A 24,481-nucleotide genomic window follows, 5' to 3' on the forward strand; every position below is an offset into this window, starting at 1 on the left:
GCGCGGGAGCTGGTTGTTTCTTCTGCATAAATACGTTTCACCAGTATGAACAGCGGTTTGACGCGATTAATCAGATCAACCTCTTATAGGTTACTGAAAATTATTGCGTTATTACCATAAGGCCGCTAAGAGTTATTTCCGGATCGTCACAAAAACAGACAATAAGGCGAAGGAAATGAAACCACAAACACGCACGCGCTTTACGCTCTCTTTACTTACCGCCGGGATCCTGTGCGCCAGCACGGCAGCCTGGGCGGCTAACGTGCCGGCAGGAACGCAGCTGGCCGATAAGCAGGAACTGGTCAGGAACAACGGTAATGAGCCCGCTTCGCTCGACCCGCATAAAGTCGAAAGCGACGTCGAATTCAATATTATCAGTGATTTATTCGACGGGCTGGTCAGCGTTTCCCCGTCGGGTGAAGTTCAGCCACGGCTGGCGGAAAAATGGGAGAACAAGGACAACACCGTCTGGACGTTCCATTTGCGTCCAGGCATCACCTGGAGCGACGGCACTGCGATTACCGCGGAAGATGTGGTCTGGAGCTGGCAGCGTCTGGTTGATCCTAAAACCGCTTCACCGTATGCCAGCTATCCAGGCAACATGCACATCGTAAATGGTGCGGATATCGCCCAGGGGAAAAAAGCGCCCGATACGCTGGGCGTGAAAGCCATTAACGACACCACGCTGGAAGTGACATTGACGCAACCTAACGCGGCGTTCCTCGCGATGCTGGCGCACCCGTCGCTGGTGCCGGTGGATAAAGTGCTGATTGGCCGCTTTGGCGACAAGTGGACCAAGCCTGAACATATCGTCACCAGTGGGGCCTATAAGCTATCCCAGTGGGTGGTCAACGAACGCATCGTGGCGGAGCGCAACCCGCGCTACTGGGATAATGACCATACCGTGATTAACAAGGTGACCTATCTGCCTATCACCTCCGAGGCCGCGGATGTGAACCGCTATAAAGCGGGTGAAATTGATATTGTCTACACGGTGCCGATCAACCAGTTCGCGCAGCTCAAGAAAACCCTGGGCAGCCAGCTGGATGTCTCTCCGCAGCTGGCGACCTATTACTACGAATTCAATACCACTCGACCACCGTTCAACGACGCCCGCGTGCGTAAGGCGCTGAACATGGCGCTCGATAAAGACATCATTGCCGGGAAAGTCTTAGGGCAGGGGCAGCGCCCGGCGTGGCTCATCAGCCAGCCGGATATCGGCGGCGTTAAGCTTCAGAATCCAGACTACGCCAGTTGGCCGCAGGACAAGCGCATCGCTGAGGCGAAAAAACTGCTCAACGAGGCCGGGTACAACGAAAGCCACCCTCTGAGCTTTAACCTGCTCTATAACACTTCTGAATCGCACCAGCGTATCGCGATTGCGGCCAGCTCTATGTGGAAGAAAAACCTCGGCGTGGAGGCGAAGCTGCAAAATCAGGAGTGGAAAACCATGCTGGATACCATGCACACCCACAACTTTGACGCGGTGCGGTACGCGTGGATTGCCGACTACGACGACGCGGCGACCTTCCTGAACACCTTCCGCACCGGCGACAGCGAAAACACCAGCCAGTACAGCAATCCGGAATATGACCAGGCGCTGGTGAATGCCGCAAAAGCCAAAACAACGGAAGAGCGGGGTAAGTTCTACCAGCAGGCGGAAGATCTGCTGGGACGCGATGTGCCCGCCATTCCGGTTTATCACTACGTCCGTACGCACCTGGTTAAACCGTGGGTGGGCGGATTTACGCCGGATAAGCTGGGGTACTATTACACGAAAGACATGTACATCAAAAAACACTAGGCCTGTGCTGATAAAATCGTCGATGTGTTGTCAGTTCAACCGATTAAACACGTTTTGACTATTTTTACAGCGAACGATTGCTGGCACTCTTTACAGCACGCGGTGAGGTGTTTATAGTTCGCCTCACTCAGGAAGTGTGGCCGAGCGGTTGAAGGCACCGGTCTTGAAAACCGGCGACCCGAAAGGGTTCCAGAGTTCGAATCTCTGCGCTTCCGCCAGATATAAACCCCAGGTTACTTGTTAACCTGGGGTTTTTCTTTTGCCTTAACGCAGGTTCGTCCTTCACCAGATTCTTGCCATTCCTTCGCTTGCCGGGCGAACGAGCGTAAAACCAAATTTAGTATAAAGCTCAGGCACATCGGCCATTAAGCAAACGTACGCTCCTTTACAGGCGTGGTTATCCAGCCAGGCAACAAGCGTTTCCATAATGACTCTGCCCAGTCCTTTCCCCTGATGAAGCGGATCAACCGCGACGTCGACGATATCAAAATTCAACGCACCATCCCCTACGATGCGCCCCATACCGACCGGTTTTCCCTGAAACACTATATGCATTCCATAGCAGCTGCCGGGCAGCGCTTTTTGGGCCGCCTCCAGCGGGCGAGGGCTAAGACCCGAGATTTCGCGCAGCCGGCAAAACGCTTCTGCAGTGGGGACGGTTTCAACCACGGTATAGTTATCAGGCATAAGAAGAGCTCCAGTCGGTGTTCAGTAAAGGGCTTCAGTCTGGCAGTAAAATTGACGAAAGACGATTTTACGGACCGATCCCGTTCACACTTTTAACCTCTCACTATTCCCCTGTAAAAAACTGGCGTTATCATTCACCCCGTAAATACCTTTTCATCGCTTACCGAGGCTTTGATGCTGGAGAATGTTTTCATCAGATAATCAGCTTCCCGCCCTTTTCAGGACGGACTGGTTATCGCTGCGCTTAAACCTTACGCACGCACCTGCGGGTGTGGGCACGTTTTTACGCATGATGATTACACAGGTTTTCCAGTATGAATTTATCCCGTCAGGAACAACGTACCTTACACGTTCTCGCCAAAGGTGGACGTATTGTGCACGTCCGCGACAGTTCTGGCCGCATCACGTCCGTTGAGTGCTATACCCGTGAAGGGCTGGTGCTGAGCGACTGCACGCTCAGCGTCTTCAAAAAACTCCGCACCAAAAAGCTGATCCGATCCGTGAACGGGCAACCTTATCGGATCAACACCACTGGGCTGAACAACGTTCGCGCCCAGCTGGATAATCGCTAAGCAGAATAAACAACGCCACCCTCGGGTGGCGTTCATGCATTTAATGGAATATCGTAGCGGAATGTAGGCCGGGTAAGCGCAGCGCCACCCGGCAAGAAACGCGGCGTTATGAGCGAATAAAAGCCAGAATGTCCGCGTTGATAGTATCCGCATGGGTGGTATGCATCCCGTGCGGGAAGCCCGGATAAATTTTCAGCACGCTGTTCGCCAGCAGCTTGTCCTGGAGAAGGGCGGCATTTTTATACGGTACAACCTGATCGTCATCGCCCTGCAACACCAGAACGGGAACCGTGATTGTTTTCAAATCTTCCGTCTGGTCGGTCTCTGAAAACGCCTTAATCCCCTCATAGTGGGCTTTGGCGCTTCCGATCATACCCTGTCGCCACCAGTTCTGGATCGTACCCTGCGAAACCTCGGCGCCATCGCGATTAAAACCGTAGAAAGGACCGCTGGCAACGTCGAGATAAAACTGGGCGCGGTTAGCCGCCAGCGCTTTGCGGAAGCCGTCGAAGACCTCGATGGGCGTTCCGCCGGGATTCGTCTCCGTTTTGACCATCAGAGGCGGGACGGCGCTGACGAGCACCGCTTTCGCGACGCGCCCCTGCGGTTGTCCATACCGCGCAACATAGCGGGCGACCTGGCCGCCGCCGGTGGAGTGACCGACGTGCACGGCATTGTGCAGATCCAGGCTTTCAACCACGGCTGACGCATCGGCCGCATAATGATCCATATCGTGGCCTTCACTCACCTGGTCCGATCGTCCATGTCCGCGGCGATCGATAGCGATAACGCGATAGCCTTCTGCAAGGAAGAAGAGCATCTGGTTATCCCAGTCATCGGCACTCAACGGCCAGCCGTGGTGGAAGACAATGGGCTGGGCCTCTTTTGGGCCCCAGTCTTTGTAGTAAATATTGACGCCGTCTTTCGTGGTTACGAATGCCATACCGCAGACTCCTCTGTTAAGAACAACACGACCCCTAAAGTGTAGGAGAAATCACAAAAGCGGTTGGTTTAATTCCGGTGAAGGATATTCATTTTGCGTCTGGGCTCTGGCGCGATGCGCCAGAGCCTTCAGGACAGGATTAACAGCAGGGGCGTTTAGCGGTTTTCTTCAATATAGCGGGCCAGGTCCGCCGGGGTTTTCAGCACCGTCGCCACGTCTGTCGGCGGGATCATGCAGCCGTAAACGTCCTGTACTTCCAGGACCATATCGACCGCCAGGATGGAGTCGAGAATGTCGGATTCAATCAGTTCATCGTGAAAGCCCACCTTACGGGATAACACTTTTTCGAACAGGGCGAGAATTTCTTGTTCCATAATTTTTCCTGGGGTCATTAATTTGTGCGGGCGTAAGCGTCCAGCAGCTTGCGGTCAATTTTGCCGTTAGGATTCAGCGGCAAAGCGTCTTTTACGATAATTTGTGAAGGCACCATATAGTGGGGAACCACCTTCGACAGCGAGGTTTTAATGGTATCCGGCGCCAGCTCCGTCACGCAGAACGCGGCAATGCGCAGCACGCTGCCGCAGGATTTCATCAGCGGCAAAACCACCGCTTCGTTAATGCCGGACATCGCCAGCAGGCGGTTTTCGATCTCGTTAATTTCAATACGGTAGCCATTCAGTTTGACCTGGCTGTCGTTGCGGCCCTGACAGTAGATGAGCCCCGCTTCATAACCCAGATCGCCGGTCCGGTAGCCGCGAAACGCCTCGTTTTCCCGATGAAGTAATTTCGCCGCGTTCTCCTGCGGCAGGCCGAGGTAGCCGCGCATGACATTTTTCCCCCAGATGATCAGCTCGCCTTCAGCGGAAATTTCCATTCTGCTCTCAGGCATCATGACCCCCACCGGCAGCACGGCGCTGTCGCTGTTCAGGATCGCATCCGTGATCTCGACGACGGTTGTTGCGATGGTCGCTTCCGTTGGGCCATAGGAATTAATAATTTTGGCCTGCGGGAAACGGCGGCGCAGCTGTTTGACCAGCGCTTTATTCAACACTTCACCAATGAAGATAAAGACGCTCAGCGCAGGCAAATACTCGCTGTTGAACTGCGGGGAAAGCAGCTGCTGATACGCAAAAGAGGGGGTGGAAACCCAGGCGGAGACGGCGTTGCTTTTCAGTCGCTCCAGCCAGTTCTCTTTCTGAATATCGTCTTTGGCGTTCAGCACGATGTGTCCACCCATCGCCAGATTCGCCAGCAAAGGGATCAGGGAGAGGTCAAAACTGAACACCGCGTGGTTCATCAGCACCGGTTTTTCCGGCAGCGAAAAGTCCTGGCTGACCCATTTCATGAAGTGCCACACGCTTTCACGCCCAATCTGCACACCTTTAGGCTTGCCGGTGCTGCCTGAGGTAAACATGATATAGGCCAGATCCTGCTCCTCCAGCACCTTGCCCGGTTCACCGGTGGCGATGAACTGCCGGGTCACGACGTCGTAATAGTAAGGGGCGCTGGCCAGATGGCAGATCTCCCGCAGGCGCTCCTGCGGGTAAATGCAGTCCACCGGAATGTACGGAATGTTGTGTAGCAGGCAGCTATAAATCGCCACGGCGAACTCGGCCTGCTGGTGTCCGTACAAGACGACCGGCGTACCGGCAACAGGCTGGCAACGCTGATAGCGCTGAGCCCAGTCCGTCACGGCAGCGGAAAGCTGCAGCCAGCTTAAGGCTTCGTCGCTGCCGCTGATGGCCAGCTGCTGCGGGGAGGCGGGATCGTATAATGCCGCACGCAAGAAATCCTGCAGTTCCTGAAGATCGGAGTGATTTTTCATAGAGGTGACATTCCACTAAAGATGTAAAGGGAGCCCGCGGCGCTTCCCAGCGTCAGAATGCGTCCCAAAAACGCAACAGCCGGATACTGCAACCCGCGGTGTAACGCCGGGCTGCGTTTGGCTGACCACAGCAGCATGTTGTGAGCGACAGAAATGGCGCCAAACAGCGCGCCGCTGATGACGTAATGGCGTTCCAGGCCATTCCATGCCCCCATGCAAAACAGGGTGCAAAAAATACCGATATTTTGCGCCAGCGTTTTGTTCTGACGGAAAAAGTTGAACTTCATCAGGTTCATATAAACGGGCATAAAGACCACATCGCGCAGCCATTCAGACAGGCTAATGTGGAAGCGGCGCCAGAAGTCCTGCGGATTCTTTGCCAGAAGCGGCATATTGAAGTTTGCCGGAATATTCAACCCAAACAGGCGGCCCGCACCGATGGCCATATTGCTGTAGCCCGCAAAATCAAAGTAGAGGTAGGCGCTATAGGCAATCGACATCACCACGCCCACGGTCAGCGTAAACGGCTTATGGCTCCAGGGCTGCACGACAAGTGAATCAACCAGCATGGCAAACAGGAACTTCTGGACAATGCCGGTAATGATTTGCTCCAGCGCCACTAAAAACTGTTCGCGGTTAAGGGCAAAGACGGGCTTACTGACGTCGCTCATCCATGTCCGCCAGCGATACATTGGGCCCGCCAGAATAATAAAGGGCATAAACAGATAGCAGAAATAATGCAGGAAATTCTGCCCTTCTTTTTTACTGCGATAGAGCAGCACGTCCACCGCGCGGAACGTCATAAAAGAGAGGCCGATCATGCCGAGATGATGATTAAGGTGCAATTTCACCAAAAATAAAGGCAGCAGCGTTAACACAATCGCCTGCCAGGTTTTTAACCATCCTTTTTCTTTTAACGTGGCGACAAGGTAAAAACTGAAAAAAACGACCGCGGGAACACGGTAATCACCCTGAAAAATATAGCCCCAGCCTAATGCGGCGAGGACGGATAACGCCGATAAATACGTCAGGCGATGACGTAATACGCGATTGACCAGCGCAAACGCCAGGGCGGATGAAAATAAATAGACAAAAAACATGCCTGAGCTATACATTATTCGGCCTCAGAACTTTTGATATTCAAAATGCAGCTGCATACTCATGCTGTCATCGACAGAGGTCCACGCGACGATGGTGATCGCCAGCAGGAGATAAAGGAAAAAAAGACGGATCGCGATTTTCATTATTTAAAGCTCTGTGCAATAAAGCGAATCATAGGAACCCAGGCCAGCTCGGAAGGGTGCAAACGATCCCAGTTCCAGCCATTCTGATAAGGCATGGCGTACATATCTAAATAGGGGATCTGGTTCGCTTCCAGAATGGTTTGAATTTGCTTATCAACCGGGCGGAAGGTATCGGTGTTGTAAAGCGCCCAGGGGTTAACCGGGTCGACGATAGCAATCACCTGCACGTGACGGTCTTTCAGCAGCTGGACGGTTTTTCTGAACGCGGCGATTTGCGCAGGTACGACCGGCGTGTCATCCCACTGCTGTCGCGTACCGTCCTCCTCGTAAATCGTTTTGTCCATCCACAGGGTGGCCGCGCTCTGCTGGCGTTTTTTATTTAACTCGCGGGCATTCGCCAGCTCTTTATCCCAGTCTGGGGCAATATGGGTGGTTGGCTGCGGCGGCCACGGCTGTACCGTCCGGGGCGTAACGTTGAGCAGCGCCAGCCAGTCGTTTTTTATCAAGGTGCAGATGTTGGCAAACTGAAAACTCACCTCGTCCCATATCAGATCGGGGTGCCAGCCAAAGACACGCATTTGACCAAAGGTTAAATGGCTTATTTCTTTACTATCAATATGTTTTAAATAATTGACTAATATTGGGCGCGCCTGCGGATCCTTCATCAAAGGATTAAAAATAGAGCCCGGGAAATTATCGGCGTAGATAGCGGGTGGCAGACCTTTTGAGTAAAAGCTGTCAGGTGCCAGAAGCAAAACAACTTTACTGTTTGCGTTAAGGCTATTTTTAAAACGTGAGAACAGTAAAAACTGCGTTTCGTCATCGACAAACGCATCGCCATACGCCACGACGGGTTTGTGTAATTGCTTATTAAAATAATTATAGACAGCGTAATGTTCATCTTCTGAGGTCGCTACCTCAGACGCACCAATGAAGAATATCGCATTCCCTTCTAAAGCATGAGAAATAGTGGCAATTTTTTCCGCTTGTTCTTTAGGCGTGCCCGCCATTGATTTAATCAGCGGCTGGAAGGCGAGCGGTGGATCGAAGCTCGTCACCAGCGGGTGAATACAAAGGAACAAAATGGCCAGGGTTGCCATCAGGATATGTAAGCAAAGCGTATTCTTGATTTTCATCATCAACCCGTAACACTGCATGGCAGTAATGTCTAAAATCTGCGGGAATTCAGATTTATAACAATTACACTACAAATGACCGTCTATTTTTGTGGCATTCTATACCAGAGCGATTTAAAAGGATGAGCGTTGCTATGTTACGGTATGTACAAGGTCGTGGAGAGTGACGTAAGGTCAGCATGCGGGTGACTTTTTGCGCAGTCAAACGCGTGTGGGGAAAAATAGAAAAATTCCTGCTTTACAAGGCGCTAATAGATGTTTATAGTGCGCCTCACTTTGGAAGCGTGGCCGAGCGGTTGAAGGCACCGGTCTTGAAAACCGGCGACCCGAAAGGGTTCTAGAGTTCGAATCTCTACGCTTCCGCCAAATTCGAAACCCAGGTCGTTATGCGACCTGGGTTTTTTTGTGCATAAAACCTCCGGCCAGGCTGGAGGTTCAGCAAACCTGTCCAAAATCGCCCTGAGAGAGAATCCTGGTGCAGCGGATACTGCGCCGATACTGCAGTGGCGTCTGACGCATCATCTTTTTAAAGCAGGTAATGAAATAGGTCACCTCGCTAAACCCGACTGCCAGGGCAATAGCGTCAACAGGCTCATCGCTGTACCGTAACAGCTCGCAGCTGCTTTTTATTCGCCGGGTCAGCAAATATTCGTGGATGGTACCGCCGGTCTGCTGGCGGAAAATGCGTGAGGTATAGCTGCGTGAAAGCCCCAAGTCGTGAGCTAACTGGTCGAGCGAAAACTTGCTGGCATAGTGGGCTTCGACCCAGCTCATAATCCGCGAGGCGACGGTCTGCTGGCGCGGCGGGTAGGGCTGCGGCTGCTCGGGCAGAAACGTCATGAGTTGCATCATCAGAAAGGCCACCTCGCAGGCCTCTGTCTGCTCGTTGCCCTCCAGGCGCTGAAATTGTTCAAGGATCCTCTCGATAAACGCCGCGTGATTGCTGAGATCGTAAATCTGTGCTGGCAGATTGCTGGCGGCCAGCGCGGCGAACCGGGCCTGATGGCGCGGGAAGGCGCCGAGCGCACTTTCGACGACCGATTGCTCAATGTGCATCGTCGTGCGGTGATAGGGGTTCTTATCGCTATGATCGACCTGCACTTTGTGCAAACGGAAGGGCGGGAAGATAAAGAGTCGCCCCGGACGGGCGGTGTAGTGCTGGTTATCCACCACCACGATGCCGTAGCCGCTGGAGATATAGAGCAATTCAACGCATTGATGCCAGTGGTAGTAAATCGCGCTGGTGGTGTACATGCGGTTAAAAGAAATGGCCTGCCGATCGAGCGTAATGCGTTCCAGTAGTTGCGTTTCACCCATATTACCTCCAGAACAACAGATTTAAATTTTTAGGCCATCATTTGTAATTTATCCCCCTCGCGTTCGACAAAATCCAGAAAAAATGAAATGGCGGTTTAATTTTGTGAGTCTGCTCACTCAGCGCCAGGAATAAAAGCAGTTACTCTTCATTCAGACGTCGCATTCGTGGCTTTAAAAAGCCTAATAACAATAACTTATCTCTACCCTCGTGTAATGCGGGAGGACCCTGTGCAACCTGAAAATATTCATCTGGATAATCCACTGACAAGCCGGGAAGAGGTGCTACGGCTGGTCAACGACATGCTGAACGCGGTGGCACCCTGGTTTAAAAAAGACGCCAGCCGCATTGATTTAGCGAACTTTACCGCTCACTACGGTCAGCAGGTGGCGAGCATGGAAACGTTTTCCCGCCTGCTGTGGGGCGTGACGCCGCTGTTGGCTGGCGGCAGCGAGCCGCAGCACTTCTCATTCTATTTACAGGCGATAAAAAACGGTACCGATCCGCAGCATGCCGATTACTGGGGCGATGTCGGGCCTTACGATCAGCGAATCGTCGAGATGGCGGCCTACGGGCTGCTGCTGGCGCTGGCGGGTGAAACCGTACTGGCACACTTCACTGAGACGGAGAAAGAGCATTTATGGCGCTGGCTAAAGCAGTGCGAGACCCAGGAAATCCCCGATAACAACTGGCACTTCTTCCCGATTCTGGTGCAGGTCGGCTTCCATTATTGCGGTATGCCGACCAACCCGCAGGCGCTGGAAGATCATTTTGCTGCCATGGAGCACTACTACCTCGGCGATGGCTGGTATTCCGATGGTCCGGGACGGCCGCGCGACTATTACATCTCGATGGGCTTCCATTTCTATGGACTGATTTACGCGAAGCTCATGGCCGGGGTCGATCCGAAGCGCTGTGCAACGCTGCGTGACCGGGCCGCGCGTTTCTCCTCTGACTTCATCCATTTCTTTGCCGAAGACGGCGCGGCGATCCCGTTTGGCCGTAGCCTGACCTACCGCTTTGCCGAGGCGGCGTTCTGGAGTGCGGCGGCCTTCGCCGGGCTGGAGGTCTTTTCGCCCGGCGTGATGAAGGGCATCGTCCTGCGTCATCTGCGCTGGTGGCTGAAGCAGCCGATATTCGACCGCGACGGCGTTCTGAGCGTCGGTTACAGCTATCCGAACCTGGCGATGGCGGAAGACTACAACGCGCCGGGGTCGCCGTACTGGGGCCTTAAGACCCTGCTGGTGTTGGCATTAGATGAGGACGATGCCTTCTGGCAGGCGGCTGAGCTGCCGCTGCCGCCGTTGCCCGCGCAGCACACGATAGCCCACGCGGATCAGGTGGTGGTACATCAGGCCGACCACCTGTGGATGCTGACGTCCGGCCAGCTGGAGCTGAACAACTTCGTGAACACCGAAGCGAAATACTGCAAATTTGCCTATTCCACCCGCTTTGGCTTCACCATCGAACGCGGCCGCTACGGCCTGAACCATGCCGCGCCCGATTCGATGCTGCTGCTGGCCGAAAAGGACAACTACTGGCGTGGCCGTCGCGAATGTCAGCACGTGGTCACCGCTGACGGCACTATATACAGCCGCTGGCTGCCGTGGCACGACGTGGTGATTGATAGCTGGCTGCTGGCGCTGGGCGACTGGCAGCTGCGCGTTCATCGTATCAATACCCGACGCGCGCTGGACTGCGCGGAAGGCGGCTTTAGCCTGGCAAACCGCCCGCAGCCGCAGGTCCACGAGAGTGACGGCGCCTGCTGGTTACGCAATGCCCGGGATGTCTCAGCCATTTTCTGTTTACATCCGCACGCTCGCCGCGGCGAGACGGTGGTGACGCCGCCAAACAGTAATCTGCTGTTCGCCGAGCGCGCAGCGGTGCCGGTGCTGCGCGGCGAGCTCGACCCCGGTACGCATGTGTTAATCAGCGCGGTGTGGGCGGGAAATGCCGCCGACTTCGAGCCGCAACGCTGCCCGCAGGCCTTCATTAGCGATGACGCGGTACGCTTCGTGACGGCACGACAAGAAACGACGCTCCTTCTGGCTCCGGAGGCATCGCTATGAGCACATCATCGTCCGTACGCGCCGCGCAGTACAAAATGAGTACCTTTATTTTCCTTTACTTCTTCACGTGGTCATCCAGCTTTGGCCTGTACGCCCTGTGGCTGAGCCAGAAAGTGGGCCTTGATAGCGTCACCATCGGCAGCGTGTTCGCTATAAATGGCGTCTTCGCGGTGGTCCTGAAGCCGGTGTACGGCTACATCATGGACAAAATTGGCATGAGCAAGTGGCTGCTCTATTTTGTCTGCGCCATTTCTGCGCTGATGGCGCCGTTTTTTGCGCTGGTTTACCAGCCGCTGCTGCAAAGCCATGCGATGGCGGGGATTATCATCGGCGCGCTGTATCTGAGCCTGGGCTGGTACGCCGGTGTGGCGGCGTCTGAATCTTACGCCGACCGCTTTAGCCGCCTGTACGGGCTGGAGTTTGGCCGCATCAGAATGTGGGGCTCACTGGGCTGGGCGATGGCGGCGTCGGTCTCCGGGCTGTTGTTTAACGTCACCCCGCTGGCCAACTTTCTCCTCAGCAGCGGTACCTCGGTACTGATGCTGCTGGTGCTGATTAGCCTCAAAATCGGCGATGAGCAACTGCGCAATAACAGCGTCATTTCCGCTAATAAGATCGTCTTCGCCGATGTGCTGATGCTCCTGAAAAACCGCAAATTCTGGATGTTCAGCCTCTATGTCGCCGGGGTCGCGTGGATGATGTTTATCGCCGAACAGCAGTTCCCGCGCTACTTCGTCTCGTTCTTCGCCACAAAAGAGCAGGGGAATGCCTGGTACGGCTACCTGAGTACCGTCCAGTCGGGGATGGAGTTCGTGATGATGATGTTTATCCCGTGGCTGGTGAACCACTACGGTGCTAAGCGCGGCCTGCTGTTCTGCGGCTGCGTGGTCGGGGCACGGCTGATCGCCTCCGGGCTGACCAGTGACCCGATTGTTATCTCCATCATCAAACCGTTTTATGGCGTCGAGATCGCGCTGCTGCTCATCTCCGTCTTCAAATACATCGCCGAACATTTCCATCGTCGGGTTAACGCCACGATGTACCTGCTGGGCTACCAGGCGATGATTTACGTGGGTTCGATTGTGGTCGCCCCACCTGCCGGCTATCTGTACGACAAGATTGGCTTTGAGCATACCTATCTGCTGATGGGCAGCTGCGCCCTGGTATTTACGCTGATTTCCGCCTTTACGCTGTCGCGCTGCCAGTCGACGCGCGATGACTCACGATCCTTTGCTCCGGCTATAGATACCGCCCCGGTTGAACCGGCCAAACATTAATTCAGGAGTTGTTATGACCAAATCTGTTATCACCGAAGCGTTGCGGCCGATCGAACTGCATCAGGTCGATCGCCTGGCACTGAGCCAGAAGCTGGAAGCGGCGTTAGCCCGCGTCACGCGCAAGCTCGACAACAATATTGTCGCCTTCGGCGATAAGTTCCCCGGTGAGGCCTGTGAGAAGGGGGTCTGGCCGCGCACCGATAACGTGGAATGGACCACCAGCTTTTGGCCTGGCCAGCTGTGGCTGGCGTGGGAGATGACCGGCAAAGCGCATTATCGCGAAGCCGCCGAACGCTATTTACCGTCGTTCGCCCGGCGTATTGAGCAGCGCATCGACACCGCAACGCACGATCTCGGGTTCCTCTATTCGCTCTCCTGCATCAGCGCCTGGCGCCTCACCGGTAACGAAGCCGCTCGCCAGTCGGCGCTGCTGGCAGCCGAGCGCCTGATGGAGCGTTTTAACCCGACGGCCAACATTATTCAGGCGTGGGGTGATTTAAACGACCCGGAGCAGCAGGGGAGAATGATCATCGACTGCAACATGAACCTGCCGCTGCTGTACTGGGCCAGCGAACAGACCGGGGATCCGCGCTATGCGCAGGCGGCGACGGCTCATGCCGGACAGGCCGCGAACTATATCGTGCGTGAAGATGCCTCGACTTATCACACTTACTATATGGATGTGCAGACGGGTGAGCCGCGCTTTGGCAACACCCATCAGGGCTACAGCGATACCTCGTGCTGGTCGCGCGGCCAGGCATGGGGCATTTACGGCTTCTTGCTCAGCTATCAGCACACCGGTGATAAGCAGATGGTAGAGCTGTCCCGCAGCCTGGCGCATTACTTCCTCAACCGTCTGCCGGAAGATGATGTTTGCCACTGGGATCTGGCGCTGCTCGGTACTGACGCCGTGCGCGACAGTTCAGCGGCGGCGATTGCCGCCTGTGGCCTGCTGGAGCTGGTCAAGGCGCTGCCGACGCTCGACGCAAACCGTGCATATTATGAAGAGATGGCGCTGCGTATTGCGCTGTCGCTGACCGATAACTACCTTGCTCACGACGACGATCCGACCGAAGGGCTGCTGCAGCACTCGGTTTATCATATGGGCAGCGGTAAGGGCGTCGATCAGTGCTGTAGCTGGGGAGACTATTTCTATCTTGAACTGCTGGCGCGGCTGCGACAGATTTGGCACCCGTACTGGTAACCCTTAAGCAATGGAGAGCGAAATGAAAAGCGTAGCCGTGCTATTAGCCCCTGGTTTTGAAGAAGGGGAAGCGATTGTCACTATCGATATCCTGCGCCGCCTGAATATTACGGTGCAGACGATTGCCTGCGGCGAGAGTCGCGAAGTGGTGAGCTATCACGCCATCCCTATGGTGGCGGACAGTACTCTGCAGGCCAGTCTCGACCGGACCTTTGACGCCGTGGTGTTACCGGGCGGCCCGCAAGGCAGCGTTAACCTGGCGAAAAGCGCGGAGGTCATTGCCTTCGTCCGCCGCCACGATGAAGCGGGCAAATATATCTGCCCGATTTGTTCCGCCGCCGCCCGCGTGCTGGGCGGCAATGGACTGCTGAAGGGACGACGCTATGTCTGTTCCGGCGATCTGTGGAAAACAGTCAGCGATGGCATCTACGTCGATGCCGACGTGGTGGAAGACGGCAATCTGCTGAGCGGCCGTGGGCTGGGTAAAGTGTTTGATTTCGCCTTTACCCTGGCGGCGCGATTGCAGGGCGATGACGCGTTGGCGCGCGAGCAGGCCAGCCATATTGATTATGCGTGGCAGGATAGCGAGCCCGTTTACGGGCTGGCAAAGCGCGATTTGTAAGTTTCGCCCGGCGGCGCTACGCTTGCACGGGCCTACAGTGAATAGTGCAATATATTGATATTGTTACGGATTGTAGGCCGGGTAAGCGCAGCGCCATCCGGCAAGAAAGCGTGTGCAGACGGTTTACAGCCCAATCACCAGCTCCCCGGAATGGCTCCGCGAGCAGCACAGCGCCACCTGCTGGTCCGTTGCGCTTTTTTCCGCCTCCGACTGCACGCTATCCCGGTGATCCACCACGCCGTCAATCACCGGCGTCAGGCAGGCTCCGCAGATCCCCATCTCACAGGAAAGGGGGACCGCCACGCCATTTTCCTGCAGCACCTGGGCGATGGTTTTATCCGCAGGCACCGGCCAGCGCTCCCCAGTGGAGGCCAGCTTGACCGTGAAGATCTCCCCGGTTTCACCGCCTGCGGCGGGCGCAACGGGCTGAAACGCCTCGCTGTGAAGATGGGCGTCATCCCATCCCTTTGCCGTGGCGACCTCACGCACTTTTTCCATAAACCCCGCAGGTCCGCAGATCCAGGCGTGAAGGCCCGATTCGGCCGCCGGGAGATGTTCCGCCAGCACTGTGCGCGGGCTGGCGGTATGAATGATGCACTCATCGCACTGAGAGAGTTCGCGCGTAAACGCCGCGCTTTCCCGGTTCCTGACGTAGTAGTGCAGCGTGAACGGCGTTCCGGTCGCCTTCAGCTGCAGAGCCATCGCATACAGCGGCGTTATGCCAATTCCCGCAGCCAGGAGCAAAACCCGCTCTGCCTGCTGAAGCGGAAACAGGTTGCGCGGGGCCGATATCATCAGCTTCTGCCCGGGACGCAGCGTCTCGTGAACATAGCGCGACCCGCCGCGTGAGGCGGTTTCTCGCCCCACGCAGATCAGGTAGCTCTCACCGCCACACGCTCCGGTCAGGGAATACTGGCGAACCACGCCGCAGGGCAGATGAACATCAATGTGTGCGCCGGGCTGCCACGGTGGCAGCGCTTCGCCGTCTTCCGCCACCAGCCTGACGGCGAGGCTTTTGTCGCCCTCGCGCCACAACCCGTCAACAATCACGCTCAGCATATCGGCCTCCGTCATACCAGGAAAAACTCGCCAAAGCCCATCTTCTTCAGTCCCCGACGGTAGGCAATCGAGCTTTTATCTGCGGGGATATGCGCTTCCAGGGTCAGGTCCAGCGGCAGGCTTTCCGGGCGCTGGGTTTCCACCATCAGACGGTCCTCTTCAAAAATCCGCAGATTGAAGGCATGCACATCCTCCACCGGAATATGCAGGTCAAAATTGCGGGCGATAGGGGCGAACATGCGGGTCACGCGCGATGACACCGGCGATGCGGCGTTCATAATGACCAGTCTCGACTCACCCGGAAAATGAATCGTCAGGGTGGCGGTGAACGGCAGGTGCATCTCAAAATGGCGCAACCACTGGAACCCTTCCGGAGCCTGCACGGGGGAGCTGGCGGGATAGTTGCTCACGGAGCTCCAGTAATCCGCCACGAAGCCAAACGGCGTCTCCTGCGGCTGATAGTGGGGCACCAGCGGGTTATTCGGGTCCGCAAAGGTATCGGTGTGGATCCAGGCAAAGTGCGCCACGTCCAGAAAACCCTCTACCTGACGTCCGGCAAAGCCGTTGACCTCAAACGCCGGGCAGTTAATCTGCTGAAATCCGTCGTCATCCCAGTGCGGCATGGTGGGCAGCGGCGCGGGGTTTTCCGGATCAAACGCCAGGCAGGTCCAGATGAGCCCGAACCGTTCCTCCACGGCGTAGTTAATCAGGTTCAGCTTCGCCGGAACGGGCTGGTCGGGGCTGGAGGGAATACGGTTGCAGCGTCCGTCCTCCCCAAAGCGTAAGCCATGATAGGGGCAGATAATCCCGTGCTCGTCGTGAAAGCCGAGCGTCAGCGGCACGCCGCGGTGCGGGCAAACGTCACGGGCGACCACGACCTGGTCGTTAATGCGGTAAATCACCAGCTGTTCATCCAGTAGCGTCGCTTTGACCGGCGCCGGACCGACGTCGCAGGCACGCGCGACCGGATGCCAGCATTTCGCCAGACGCAGCCAGTCCTCTGGCTCAAACGTACAGTGGGCGGGTGGAGTCGGTTCTCTTTTCATCATTATCCCTCTTACATTCAGCCTAACGGGCCGCCCTGAATGGTCTCGCACAGACCGTTGATGATGCGCTCTCCGGTCTCCTCGCGAAGCTCCTGATACCACGCCTGCGTCAACGCCATGTCTTTGCCGTGGGTGACGTCGCAGCGCTTACGTGCCTTCAGCACCAGGTCGCGCACCCGGTCGCAGCGCAGCGCCTCGTACTGCCGAAGCGCCAGCGTGATGTTGTGGTTTTCACGCAGGCATTCCCCCAGCACCACGGCGTCTTCCATCGCTGCGCAGCCGCCCTGGCCGATATCCGGCGTGGTGCTGTGCCCGGCATCGCCCAGCAGCGCGACGTTGCCGCGTACCAGACTGTCGAACGGCTCAATGTCGTGGATTTCAATCCGGTTGGTGGTTTCAGGATCCAGCGCCGCGATAAGCGTCTGCACCGGCGGCGCCCAGCCGCGGAAGTAGCCCGTGAGATCGGCGCGCAGGGTAGTGCGATCCTCCGCCAGACCCGCAGGGAGCGGCACGTCAAAGAAGAAGTAGAAGCGTCCACCGGAGACGGGCATCAGCGACACCCGTTTGCCTTCGCCAACGAAGGTGGTCCACTGGTGCGCCGGGGCGATCTCCTCGTCAATCTTCACCAGCCCGTTCCAGTTCACGTAGCCGGCGTAGCGGCGCTCGGGGGTATACCCCAGCACGTACGGGCGAACCGCCGAGTGGCTGCCGTCGGCGGCAATCAGGAAATCCCCGGCAGCTGTGCTGCCATCGGTGAAGGTGACGCTCACGCCAGCCTCGTCTTCATGGACGCGTTCCACGCGCTTGCCGAACTGCACCTTGTCGCGCCCCAGAAGTCCAGCATTTCGCGCTGAAGCTCAGCGCGCGAGACGGGGCAGGGACGCCCGCCGGTACGCTCAACCAGCGGGGCAAGGCTAAAGCGGGTCAGGGTATCGCCGCGACGGTAATCCTTATAGGCCATAAAACGCATCGGTCCGCCGTAGGTCTCGATGATGTCGCCCATGCCGAGGTGCTGCATGCATTTCACGCCGTTCGGCCAGATGGAGATGGCCGCCCCGACGGGCCTGATCTCCTTTACGGCTTCAAACACGGTACAGTCGATGCCCGCTTTCTTCAGCGCGACGGCGGCGCTCAGGCCGCCAATACCCGCACCAATAACGATTGCTCTCATGCTTCTCTCCTTTTGCAGGGTGTAAAGACATTCAGCAATTTGCGTACCAGGCTGCAGAGTGGTGAAAACGGCGTTGTGAGGGAGATGTTTGCACTGCTAAGGTGCGCAAAGGCGGTGAGCGTGCCTTTTTATGAATCAAAAATTTCCTGGTTAGCCATCCGGAATCGACTGTTTCACGTTTGTCTCAAGAGTGGCGTGGTTTGTGCACTAACCTGAAGGAGGATAATCAAGGAGAACCTATGATCGCACTGCACGACTTCAATCAGCTGCCTGAGAAAGACGCTTTTACGCTGCTTCAGCCCTGCGTGGCGATACCCGGCTGGGCCGACGCGCTGGTGAGTGGGCGGCCTTATTCGAGCCGGGACGCGTTGTTCATTGCGGCGCAGGCTCTGACGCAACGCTGGGATGAAGCGGCCTTAACGCAAGCCCTGAGCGCCCATCCGCGCATCGGGGAAAAGCCCGCGGGTTCAGCGGCGGAGGCGGCACTGTCGCGCCAGGAACAGGGCGCGGTGAACGATCGCGATACCGCCCTTGCCAAGGCGCTGCGTGAAGGTAATGCCCGCTATGAAGCCCGCTTTGGGCGCGTCTTTCTGATCCGCGCGAAGGGACGCAGCGGCGAGGAGATATTACAGGCCCTGCACGCGCGGCTGGAGAACAGCGACGCGCAGGAAATCCGTGCCGCGCTGGAACAGCTGCGGGAAATTACGCTGCTGCGACTGGAAGGAGTCATTCACGAATGAGCACACTCAGCACCCATATCCTCGATATTTCGACGGGCAAGCCCGCACAGGGCGTGACGGTTCATCTGCAACAGGACGGGAAGACGCTGGCCACGGGCGTGACCAACGTCCAGGGACGCATCGCCGCGTTCGTTCCCTCTCTGCCCGCGGGCCGCTATCGGCTGGTGGCGGAGATTGGGGCGTGGTTTAGTGATACCGGCCGGGAGACGATCTATCCCTGCGCGCACATTGAGTTTGTCACGGGAGAAACGGCAGACGAGCATTTTCATCTGCCGTTTGTGATTGCTCCCGGCGGGTGGTCAACCTACCGGGGAAGTTGACCACACCCGCTCGCCGTTGACCCAGGTCTCGCTGATGTTGCGCTCGTCGCCGAGGGTCATCAGCACAAAGAGCTGCTCATAGATATCCTGGCAGCGGCGATTGCGCAGGCGCTGCAGCGGCGTCACATCGGGGTCGATAACCACGAAATCCGCCTCTTTGCCTGCCGCGAAGTTGCCAATCTTATCGTCCAGCCGGAGGGCGTGCGCACCGCCCAGCGTGGCGTGATAAAACGCCTCGCTGGCGCGCAGGCGGTAGCTCTGAAGCTGGCCCACCTTGTAGGCCTCCCCCAGCGTGCGCAGCATGCTGAAGGTGGTGCCCGCCCCGACGTCGGTGCCGATGCCCATCCGCACCCTGTGCTGCCAGCAGGCGGGCAGGCGAAACAGCCCGCTGCCGAGAAACAGGTTAGAGGTGGGGCAAAACGCCACCGCCGAGCCGGTGTCATGCAGGCACTGCCACTCGCTGTGGTGCAGATGGATCGCGTGGGCAAACACGCTGCGTTCGCCGGTCAGGCCGTAGTGGTGATACACGTCCAGATAGCGCTCATGCTCCGGCCAGAGATCGCTCACCCAGGCCACTTCGTTGGGGTTCTCGCTCAGGTGGGTCTGCAGCCAGGTGTCCGGGAACTCCTCTCTGAGCAGGCTGACCGCCGCAAGCAGCTCGGGTGATGACGTCGGCGCAAAGCGCGGCGTAATCGCATAGCCCAGCCGTCCACGGTGATGCCAGCGCTGGATCAGCGCCCGGGTCTGCCGGTAGCTCTGCTTCGCGTCTTCGCTCAGGTAGTCAGGCGCGTGCCTGTCCATCATCACCTTTCCGGCGATAAGGCGCATGTTCAGGCGCAGGGCCTCGGTAAACAGTGCCTCGACCGATTCCGGATGCAGCGTGCAAAACACCAGCGCGGTGGTGGTGCCGTTGCTCACCAACTGGTTAATGAAAAATTCGGCGATCTCTTTTGCGTAGGCCTCATCGGCGAACTGGCTCTCCACCGGGAAGGTGTAGGTGGTCAGCCACTCCAGCAGCTGTTCGCCAAAGGCGCCAATCATCTCCGTTTGCGGATAATGGATGTGGGTGTCGACAAAACCGGGTAGCAGCAGCCTGCCGCGCAGGTCGGTATAGCCTTTGTGCGGGTCAAGATACTGCTCGCCCTCCTGCCACGGCATCTGTGCCAGAATTTTTCCGTGCTGGATAAACAGCAGGCCGTCCTCAAGGTAGCGCGCGTGCTGGGCAATGGCGTCTGCGCTGTCGCAGACCCGGGCAATATCAAAAAAAGCACCGCGTATCGCAGTCTGGTATTCCATCATGGTTCCTGCCTTCGTGTGTGCGTAGCGGGGGGGTAAGAAGGCTCAGCAAGAACGGTGCCAGAATGAACGGGCCGCAGAGATGCTGCGGCCGGAGGGAGGGAATTACTCTTTTTGCGTCGCCACGCGGGAGCCAAACGACGTCGCGCCTGCCGTCTCGCGCTCTTCCCGCGCCAGCCAGCGGTAGGTGACGCCGCCGAGGAAGACGCCAATAAACCAGCTGAAGTTTGCCACCTCATGCAGGGCCGGGATAAAGCTAATGACCAGGCCCACGGCAACGGACGGGATCAGCGCCCCAATGGCTTTCGGGTTAAAGCCGTTGCGGTACCAGTATTTGCCCTTTGGCGTGTCGTCGAACAGATCGTCAACCGACACCTTGCCGCGTTTAATCAGGTAGAAATCGGCGATCAGAATGCCGAACAGCGGGCCGATAAACGCCCCGAGCACGTCCAGGGTGTAATGGATAAGCTCCGGCGAGTTGAACAGGTTCCACGGGGTGAGCAGGATCGAGCCGACGGCGGCAATCATGCCTCCGGTGCGGAAGCTGATTTTCTGCGGCGAGCAGTTAGAGAAATCAAACGCCGGTGAGACGAAGTTCGCCACGATGTTGATCCCGATGGTGGCGGTGATCATCGTCAGCAGGCCAATCGCCACGGCCAGATCGTTGCCCACGCGGCTGACGGTCTCAATCGGGTCGGTGATCATGCGGCCAAACAGCGACTGGGTGCCAGAGACAATCACTACGGTGACGATGGAGAACAGCAGGAAGTTAAACGGCAGCCCCCAGCGGTTGCCGCGGCGGATCTCACCCATGCTTTTGCCGTAGCGGGAGAAATCGCCAAAGTTGAGCAGCGGACCGGAGAAGTAGGAGACCACAAGCGCCGTGGCGGTGATCATCTGCCAGGTCTGCTCGCCCGCGCTCAGGGATTTACTGGCGAGGGTAAAGGAGATGCCGTCAAAACCGGTCTTGTATACAATCCAGCCGGCGAGGGCCAGCATCACTACGTAAACCGCCGGACCGGCGATATCAATAAAGCGCTTGATGGCGCTCATGCCGTGCCAGAAGACCATCGCCTGCAGGACCCACATAATGGCAAAGCAGATCCAGCCCAGATGCGACAGGCCCAGGAATGCGCCGGTAGTGAGTGAAGAGAGCGATGGCCAGAACTTCAGCGCCACCAGCATCAGGGCGTTGGCGGCGAGGTAGGTCTGAATGCCGTACCACGCGAAGGCAATCAGCCCGCGGATCACCGCCGGAATATTGGCCCCGAAGACGCCAAACGCCTGACGGCTGATCACCGCGTAGGGCACGCCCGCCATCTGGCTCGGTTTGGCCACCAGGTTGGCGCACAGCTGCACGATGCAAATCCCCACCAGCAGGCAGAGCAGCACCTGCCAGCTTGCCAGCCCGAGCGTAAAGAAGCTCGCGGCGACAACATAACCCCCCATGCTGTGAACGTCAGACATCCAGAACGAAAAGATGTTGTACCAGCTCCAGTTCTGGTCACGCGTCGGTGCCAGATCCTCATTGCAAAGACGTGGGCTGTAAACCGCACCGGAATCAGCGGCCGTACCTTGCTGTGCGTTTTGACTGTTTGGCATGAAACCTGCTCCTGTGAATGAAAACCCGTTGAGTGGGAGTGCAAACGGTGTTGCAGGATCCAGGCCAAAATAATAAATCTTGTATGCAATATTTTATTTTTATGTATACGATTCGATAACGGAAAGTAAAATTCGGAGTGGTGAATGAACAACATAAACGCCCTGCAGACCGCGCCAGACCTGCATGATAAAGACGAATCCATCTTCCAGGCGCTGATGACCGCGATTGTCGAACACCAGCTGCTGCCGGGGAGCAAATTACCGGAAGAGGCGCTGGCCGAGGTCTTTGGCGTGAGCCGCACGGGCATCCGCAAGGTGCTTCAACGACTCGCCGCTGTGCAAATGGTCACCCTGACGCCCAAGCGTGGTGCACACGTCGCCAGCCCGACGGTGGAAGAGGCGCGGCACATCTTCCGCACCCGCGCCCTGCTGGAGGTCGCTAACCTGCCGGACGTGCTGGCGCACTGCCAGCCGCCGCATCTTGCCGCGCTGGAGGCCATTATTCGTCAGGAGCAGCAGGCGCACGAGGCCTATGACGGCCCGGCGGCGATCCGCCACTCCGCCAATTTCCACATTCAGCTGCAGGCCATCTCCGGCAACCAGGTGCTTACTGAGATGGTGACCAGCCTGAGCCAGCGTTCTTCGCTGGTGATTGCCACCTGGGGCGCGCCGTGGCGTCAGGGCTGCCGTTGCAACGATCACGAGCAGCTGGTGGATCTGCTGCGCCAGAAGGCGCTTGAGCCATTAAGCGATGCCCTCATGCACCATTTTGAACATATCGTCGCCAGCCTCTGCTTCGAGCGGGCAGGCGAGTGCCTGCCTGATTTTGCCCGGCTGTTTGCCGGCCACAAGGAGTCGTAATGTCTGTCTGTATACAAGTGATCAACCCCAACACCAGCCTCGCCATGACGGAAACCATCGGCGCGGCGGCCCGCGCGGTGGCGGCGCCGGGAACGGAGATCCTCGCGGTCTGCCCGAGCGCGGGCGTGCCGTCTATAGAAGGCCACTTTGATGAGGCCATCGCCGCCGTCGGTGTCCTGGAGCAGATCAAAAAAGGCAGGGAGCAGGGCGTGGACGGTCACGTGATCGCCTGCTTTGGCGATCCGGGCCTGCTGGCGGCGCGCGAGCTGGCGCAGGGGCCGGTTATCGGCATCGCCGAAGCCGCCATGCATATGGCGACGCTGGTCGCGACGCGCTTTTCGGTGGTCACCACGCTGCCGCGCACGCTGATCATTGCCCGACATCTGCTGCACCAGTATGGCTTTCAGGACCATTGTGCGGCGCTGCACGCCATCGACCTTCCGGTGTTGGCGCTGGAAGACGGCAGCGGTCTGGCGCAGGAGAAAGTGCGCGCGCGCTGTATACAGGCGCTGAAAGAGGATGGCTGTGGCGCCATCGTGCTGGGCTGCGGCGGCATGGCGACGCTGGCGCAGGAGCTGACCCGCGAGCTGCGCGTGCCGGTGATCGACGGCGTCAGCGCGGCGGTGAAGATGGTGGAATCGCTGGTGGCGCTGGGGCTGTCGACCAGCAAGCACGGGGATCTGGCGTACCCGGAGAACAAAGCGTTAAGCGGGCATTTTCAGGCATTGAATCCATTTTAATTTTTGGGGGTGGCAATGGGGCTTTTTGAACAGGATTATCCGCGGGATCTGCGCGGCTACGCGGGCAACCCGACGCACGCGCGGTGGCCGAATCAGGCGCGCATCGCCGTGCAGTTTGTGCTCAATTACGAAGAAGGGGCAGAAAACCACGTTCTGCACGGCGATGCCGGATCCGAGCAGTTCCTGTCGGACATCATCGGCGCGGCCAGCTACCCGGACAAACACATGTCGATGGACTCTCTCTACGAATACGGCAGTCGCGCCGGGTTCTGGCGGATCCACAATGAATTTCAGAAACGGGGCCTGCCGTTGACGGTCTTCGGCGTGGCGATGGCGCTGGCGCGTCACCCGGAGATAGTCGAGGCAATCAAAGCCGCGGATTACGACGTGGTCAGCCACGGCTGGCGCTGGATCCACTACCAGAATATGGACATCAGCCAGGAGCGCGAACACCTGCACAAGGCGGTGCACGTTCTGACCGACCTGTTTGGCAAGCCGCCAACGGGCTGGTACACCGGGCGCGACAGCCCCAACACCCGCCAGTTGGTGGTGGAGCACGGCGGTTTCGACTACGACAGCGACTACTACGGCGACGATTTGCCCTTCTGGACGGAGGTGGCCTGCAGCGATGGCTCCCGTAAACCGCACCTGATTGTGCCGTATACACTGGATGCGAACGACATGCGCTTCGCGACTGCGCAGGGGTTTAACACCGCCGAGCAGTTTTATACGTATCTGAAGGACAGTTTTGACGTGCTGTACGAAGAGGGGGAAAGCGCGCCGAAGATGATGTCCATCGGCATGCACTGCCGCCTGCTGGGGCGACCGGGGCGTTTTCGCGCGCTGCAGCGGTTCCTGGATTACGTTGAGCAGCACGAGCGGGTGTGGGTCTGTACCCGCCAGCAGATTGCCGACCACTGGCGGGAGGTACATCCGTTTCAGAAGTAA

Annotated in this window: 21 protein-coding genes, 2 tRNA genes and 2 pseudogenes; 13 read left to right on the plus strand and 12 right to left on the minus strand. The window is 57.5% G+C overall.

Features of this window, described 5'->3' with window-relative positions; all coding sequences use genetic code 11:
- Window positions 1–175 precede the first annotated feature (175 nt).
- Both ACMGGU_RS05995 and ACMGGU_RS06000 read left to right on the plus strand, forming a co-directional pair.
- Window positions 176–1,804 carry an ABC transporter substrate-binding protein gene (locus ACMGGU_RS05995; protein WP_069719487.1) on the plus strand — a complete coding sequence of 543 codons (1,629 nt, stop codon included), beginning with the start codon at window positions 176–178 and terminating at the stop codon, window positions 1,802–1,804.
- 130 nt (window positions 1,805–1,934) lie between these two features.
- Window positions 1,935–2,022: transfer RNA gene (locus ACMGGU_RS06000), tRNA-Ser, on the plus strand.
- Between the two features lie 64 nt (window positions 2,023–2,086).
- Here ACMGGU_RS06000 and ACMGGU_RS06005 read toward each other — a convergent pair.
- Entirely contained in the window at window positions 2,087–2,491 is a 405-nt protein-coding gene (locus ACMGGU_RS06005; protein ID WP_045908352.1) for a GNAT family N-acetyltransferase, read from the minus strand.
- Window positions 2,492–2,805: 314 nt separating this feature from the next.
- Between ACMGGU_RS06005 and ACMGGU_RS06010 the strand changes: the two genes are divergently transcribed.
- Window positions 2,806–3,063 (plus strand): YjhX family toxin, encoded by a 258-nt coding sequence (locus ACMGGU_RS06010; RefSeq protein WP_420300326.1) that lies wholly within the window; start codon window positions 2,806–2,808, stop codon window positions 3,061–3,063.
- 106 nt (window positions 3,064–3,169) lie between these two features.
- On the opposite strand, the gene ACMGGU_RS06015 is transcribed toward ACMGGU_RS06010, so the two are convergent.
- From ACMGGU_RS06015 to ACMGGU_RS06035, 5 genes are all read right to left on the minus strand, one after another.
- On the minus strand, window positions 3,170–4,006 hold the full coding sequence (locus ACMGGU_RS06015; protein ID WP_045908349.1) for an alpha/beta fold hydrolase: 837 nt from the start codon (window positions 4,004–4,006) through the stop codon (window positions 3,170–3,172).
- 155 nt (window positions 4,007–4,161) lie between these two features.
- Window positions 4,162–4,380 carry an acyl carrier protein gene (locus ACMGGU_RS06020; protein WP_008499867.1) on the minus strand — a complete coding sequence of 73 codons (219 nt, stop codon included), beginning with the start codon at window positions 4,378–4,380 and terminating at the stop codon, window positions 4,162–4,164.
- A gap of 17 nt (window positions 4,381–4,397) precedes the next feature.
- Entirely contained in the window at window positions 4,398–5,831 is a 1,434-nt protein-coding gene (locus ACMGGU_RS06025) for an AMP-binding protein (RefSeq protein WP_325818651.1), read from the minus strand.
- Window positions 5,828–6,946, minus strand: a complete 1,119-nt coding sequence (locus ACMGGU_RS06030; protein WP_048222390.1) for an MBOAT family O-acyltransferase — start codon at window positions 6,944–6,946, stop codon at window positions 5,828–5,830. Before ACMGGU_RS06030 ends, ACMGGU_RS06025 begins: the two co-directional genes overlap by 4 nt.
- Before the next feature lie 128 nt (window positions 6,947–7,074).
- Window positions 7,075–8,211, minus strand: a complete 1,137-nt coding sequence (locus tag ACMGGU_RS06035) for a D-alanyl-lipoteichoic acid biosynthesis protein DltD (RefSeq protein WP_420300327.1) — start codon at window positions 8,209–8,211, stop codon at window positions 7,075–7,077.
- 278 nt (window positions 8,212–8,489) lie between these two features.
- On the opposite strand from ACMGGU_RS06035, the gene ACMGGU_RS06040 reads away from it, so the two are divergent.
- A tRNA-Ser gene (locus ACMGGU_RS06040) sits at window positions 8,490–8,577 on the plus strand.
- A gap of 69 nt (window positions 8,578–8,646) precedes the next feature.
- Here the strand turns inward: ACMGGU_RS06040 and ACMGGU_RS06045 are convergent.
- Complete coding sequence (locus ACMGGU_RS06045; protein WP_048222395.1) at window positions 8,647–9,528, minus strand: AraC family transcriptional regulator; 882 nt, start codon at window positions 9,526–9,528, stop codon at window positions 8,647–8,649.
- 228 nt (window positions 9,529–9,756) lie between these two features.
- Here ACMGGU_RS06045 and ACMGGU_RS06050 point away from each other — a divergent pair, with 228 nt between their 5' ends.
- Genes ACMGGU_RS06050 through ACMGGU_RS06065 form a run of 4 tightly spaced genes read left to right on the plus strand, consistent with a single transcriptional unit; the run spans window position 9,757 to window position 14,698 of the window.
- A complete protein-coding gene (locus ACMGGU_RS06050) occupies window positions 9,757–11,595 on the plus strand; it encodes a DUF2264 domain-containing protein (protein WP_420300328.1) in 1,839 nt (612 codons plus the stop codon).
- Window positions 11,592–12,872 carry an oligosaccharide MFS transporter gene (locus ACMGGU_RS06055; protein WP_262764464.1) on the plus strand — a complete coding sequence of 427 codons (1,281 nt, stop codon included), beginning with the start codon at window positions 11,592–11,594 and terminating at the stop codon, window positions 12,870–12,872. Before ACMGGU_RS06050 ends, ACMGGU_RS06055 begins: the two co-directional genes overlap by 4 nt.
- A gap of 13 nt (window positions 12,873–12,885) precedes the next feature.
- A complete protein-coding gene (locus ACMGGU_RS06060) occupies window positions 12,886–14,076 on the plus strand; it encodes a glycoside hydrolase family 88 protein (RefSeq protein ID WP_045908342.1) in 1,191 nt (396 codons plus the stop codon).
- Window positions 14,077–14,098: 22 nt separating this feature from the next.
- Entirely contained in the window at window positions 14,099–14,698 is a 600-nt protein-coding gene (locus ACMGGU_RS06065) for a DJ-1/PfpI family protein (protein WP_196346097.1), read from the plus strand.
- 123 nt (window positions 14,699–14,821) lie between these two features.
- Here ACMGGU_RS06065 and ACMGGU_RS06070 read toward each other — a convergent pair whose 3' ends face one another.
- From ACMGGU_RS06070 to hpxO, 3 genes and pseudogenes are all read right to left on the minus strand, one after another.
- Window positions 14,822–15,757, minus strand: a complete 936-nt coding sequence (locus tag ACMGGU_RS06070; protein WP_252077334.1) for a PDR/VanB family oxidoreductase — start codon at window positions 15,755–15,757, stop codon at window positions 14,822–14,824.
- Between the two features lie 11 nt (window positions 15,758–15,768).
- Window positions 15,769–16,806, minus strand: a complete 1,038-nt coding sequence (gene hpxD / locus ACMGGU_RS06075; RefSeq protein ID WP_048027296.1) for a molybdenum cofactor-independent xanthine hydroxylase subunit HpxD — start codon at window positions 16,804–16,806, stop codon at window positions 15,769–15,771.
- Window positions 16,807–16,820: 14 nt separating this feature from the next.
- Window positions 16,821–17,974, minus strand: a pseudogene (gene hpxO, locus ACMGGU_RS06080) (FAD-dependent urate hydroxylase HpxO).
- Between the two features lie 239 nt (window positions 17,975–18,213).
- Here hpxO and uraD point away from each other — a divergent pair.
- Window positions 18,214–18,714, plus strand: a complete 501-nt coding sequence (gene uraD, locus ACMGGU_RS06085) for a 2-oxo-4-hydroxy-4-carboxy-5-ureidoimidazoline decarboxylase (RefSeq protein ID WP_196346100.1) — start codon at window positions 18,214–18,216, stop codon at window positions 18,712–18,714.
- Complete coding sequence (uraH, locus tag ACMGGU_RS06090; protein ID WP_248221106.1) at window positions 18,711–19,034, plus strand: hydroxyisourate hydrolase; 324 nt, start codon at window positions 18,711–18,713, stop codon at window positions 19,032–19,034. Before uraD ends, uraH begins: the two co-directional genes overlap by 4 nt.
- Here the strand turns inward: uraH and guaD are convergent.
- Both guaD and ACMGGU_RS06100 read right to left on the minus strand, forming a co-directional pair.
- Window positions 19,014–20,333, minus strand: a complete 1,320-nt coding sequence (gene guaD, locus ACMGGU_RS06095) for a guanine deaminase (protein WP_252077333.1) — start codon at window positions 20,331–20,333, stop codon at window positions 19,014–19,016. The two genes, uraH and guaD, sit on opposite strands and share 21 nt — an antisense overlap.
- A 102-nt stretch (window positions 20,334–20,435) precedes the next feature.
- Complete coding sequence (locus ACMGGU_RS06100; protein WP_008499855.1) at window positions 20,436–21,932, minus strand: NCS1 family nucleobase:cation symporter-1; 1,497 nt, start codon at window positions 21,930–21,932, stop codon at window positions 20,436–20,438.
- Between the two features lie 144 nt (window positions 21,933–22,076).
- On the opposite strand from ACMGGU_RS06100, the gene ACMGGU_RS06105 reads away from it, so the two are divergent.
- The 3 genes and pseudogenes from ACMGGU_RS06105 to puuE all read left to right on the plus strand — a co-directional run bounded on the left by ACMGGU_RS06105 (window position 22,077) and on the right by puuE (window position 24,481).
- Complete coding sequence (locus ACMGGU_RS06105; RefSeq protein WP_126287638.1) at window positions 22,077–22,793, plus strand: GntR family transcriptional regulator; 717 nt, start codon at window positions 22,077–22,079, stop codon at window positions 22,791–22,793.
- Window positions 22,793–23,661, plus strand: a pseudogene (locus tag ACMGGU_RS06110) (aspartate/glutamate racemase family protein); the annotation flags it as partial. The gene ACMGGU_RS06105 and the pseudogene ACMGGU_RS06110, both read left to right, overlap by 1 nt.
- A complete protein-coding gene (gene puuE / locus ACMGGU_RS06115; RefSeq protein WP_252077534.1) occupies window positions 23,582–24,481 on the plus strand; it encodes an allantoinase PuuE in 900 nt (299 codons plus the stop codon). The pseudogene ACMGGU_RS06110 and the gene puuE, both read left to right, overlap by 80 nt.

The organism is Enterobacter sp. BNK-8 (assembly GCF_048685095.1).
GTDB lineage: Bacteria > Pseudomonadota > Gammaproteobacteria > Enterobacterales > Enterobacteriaceae > Enterobacter > Enterobacter quasiroggenkampii.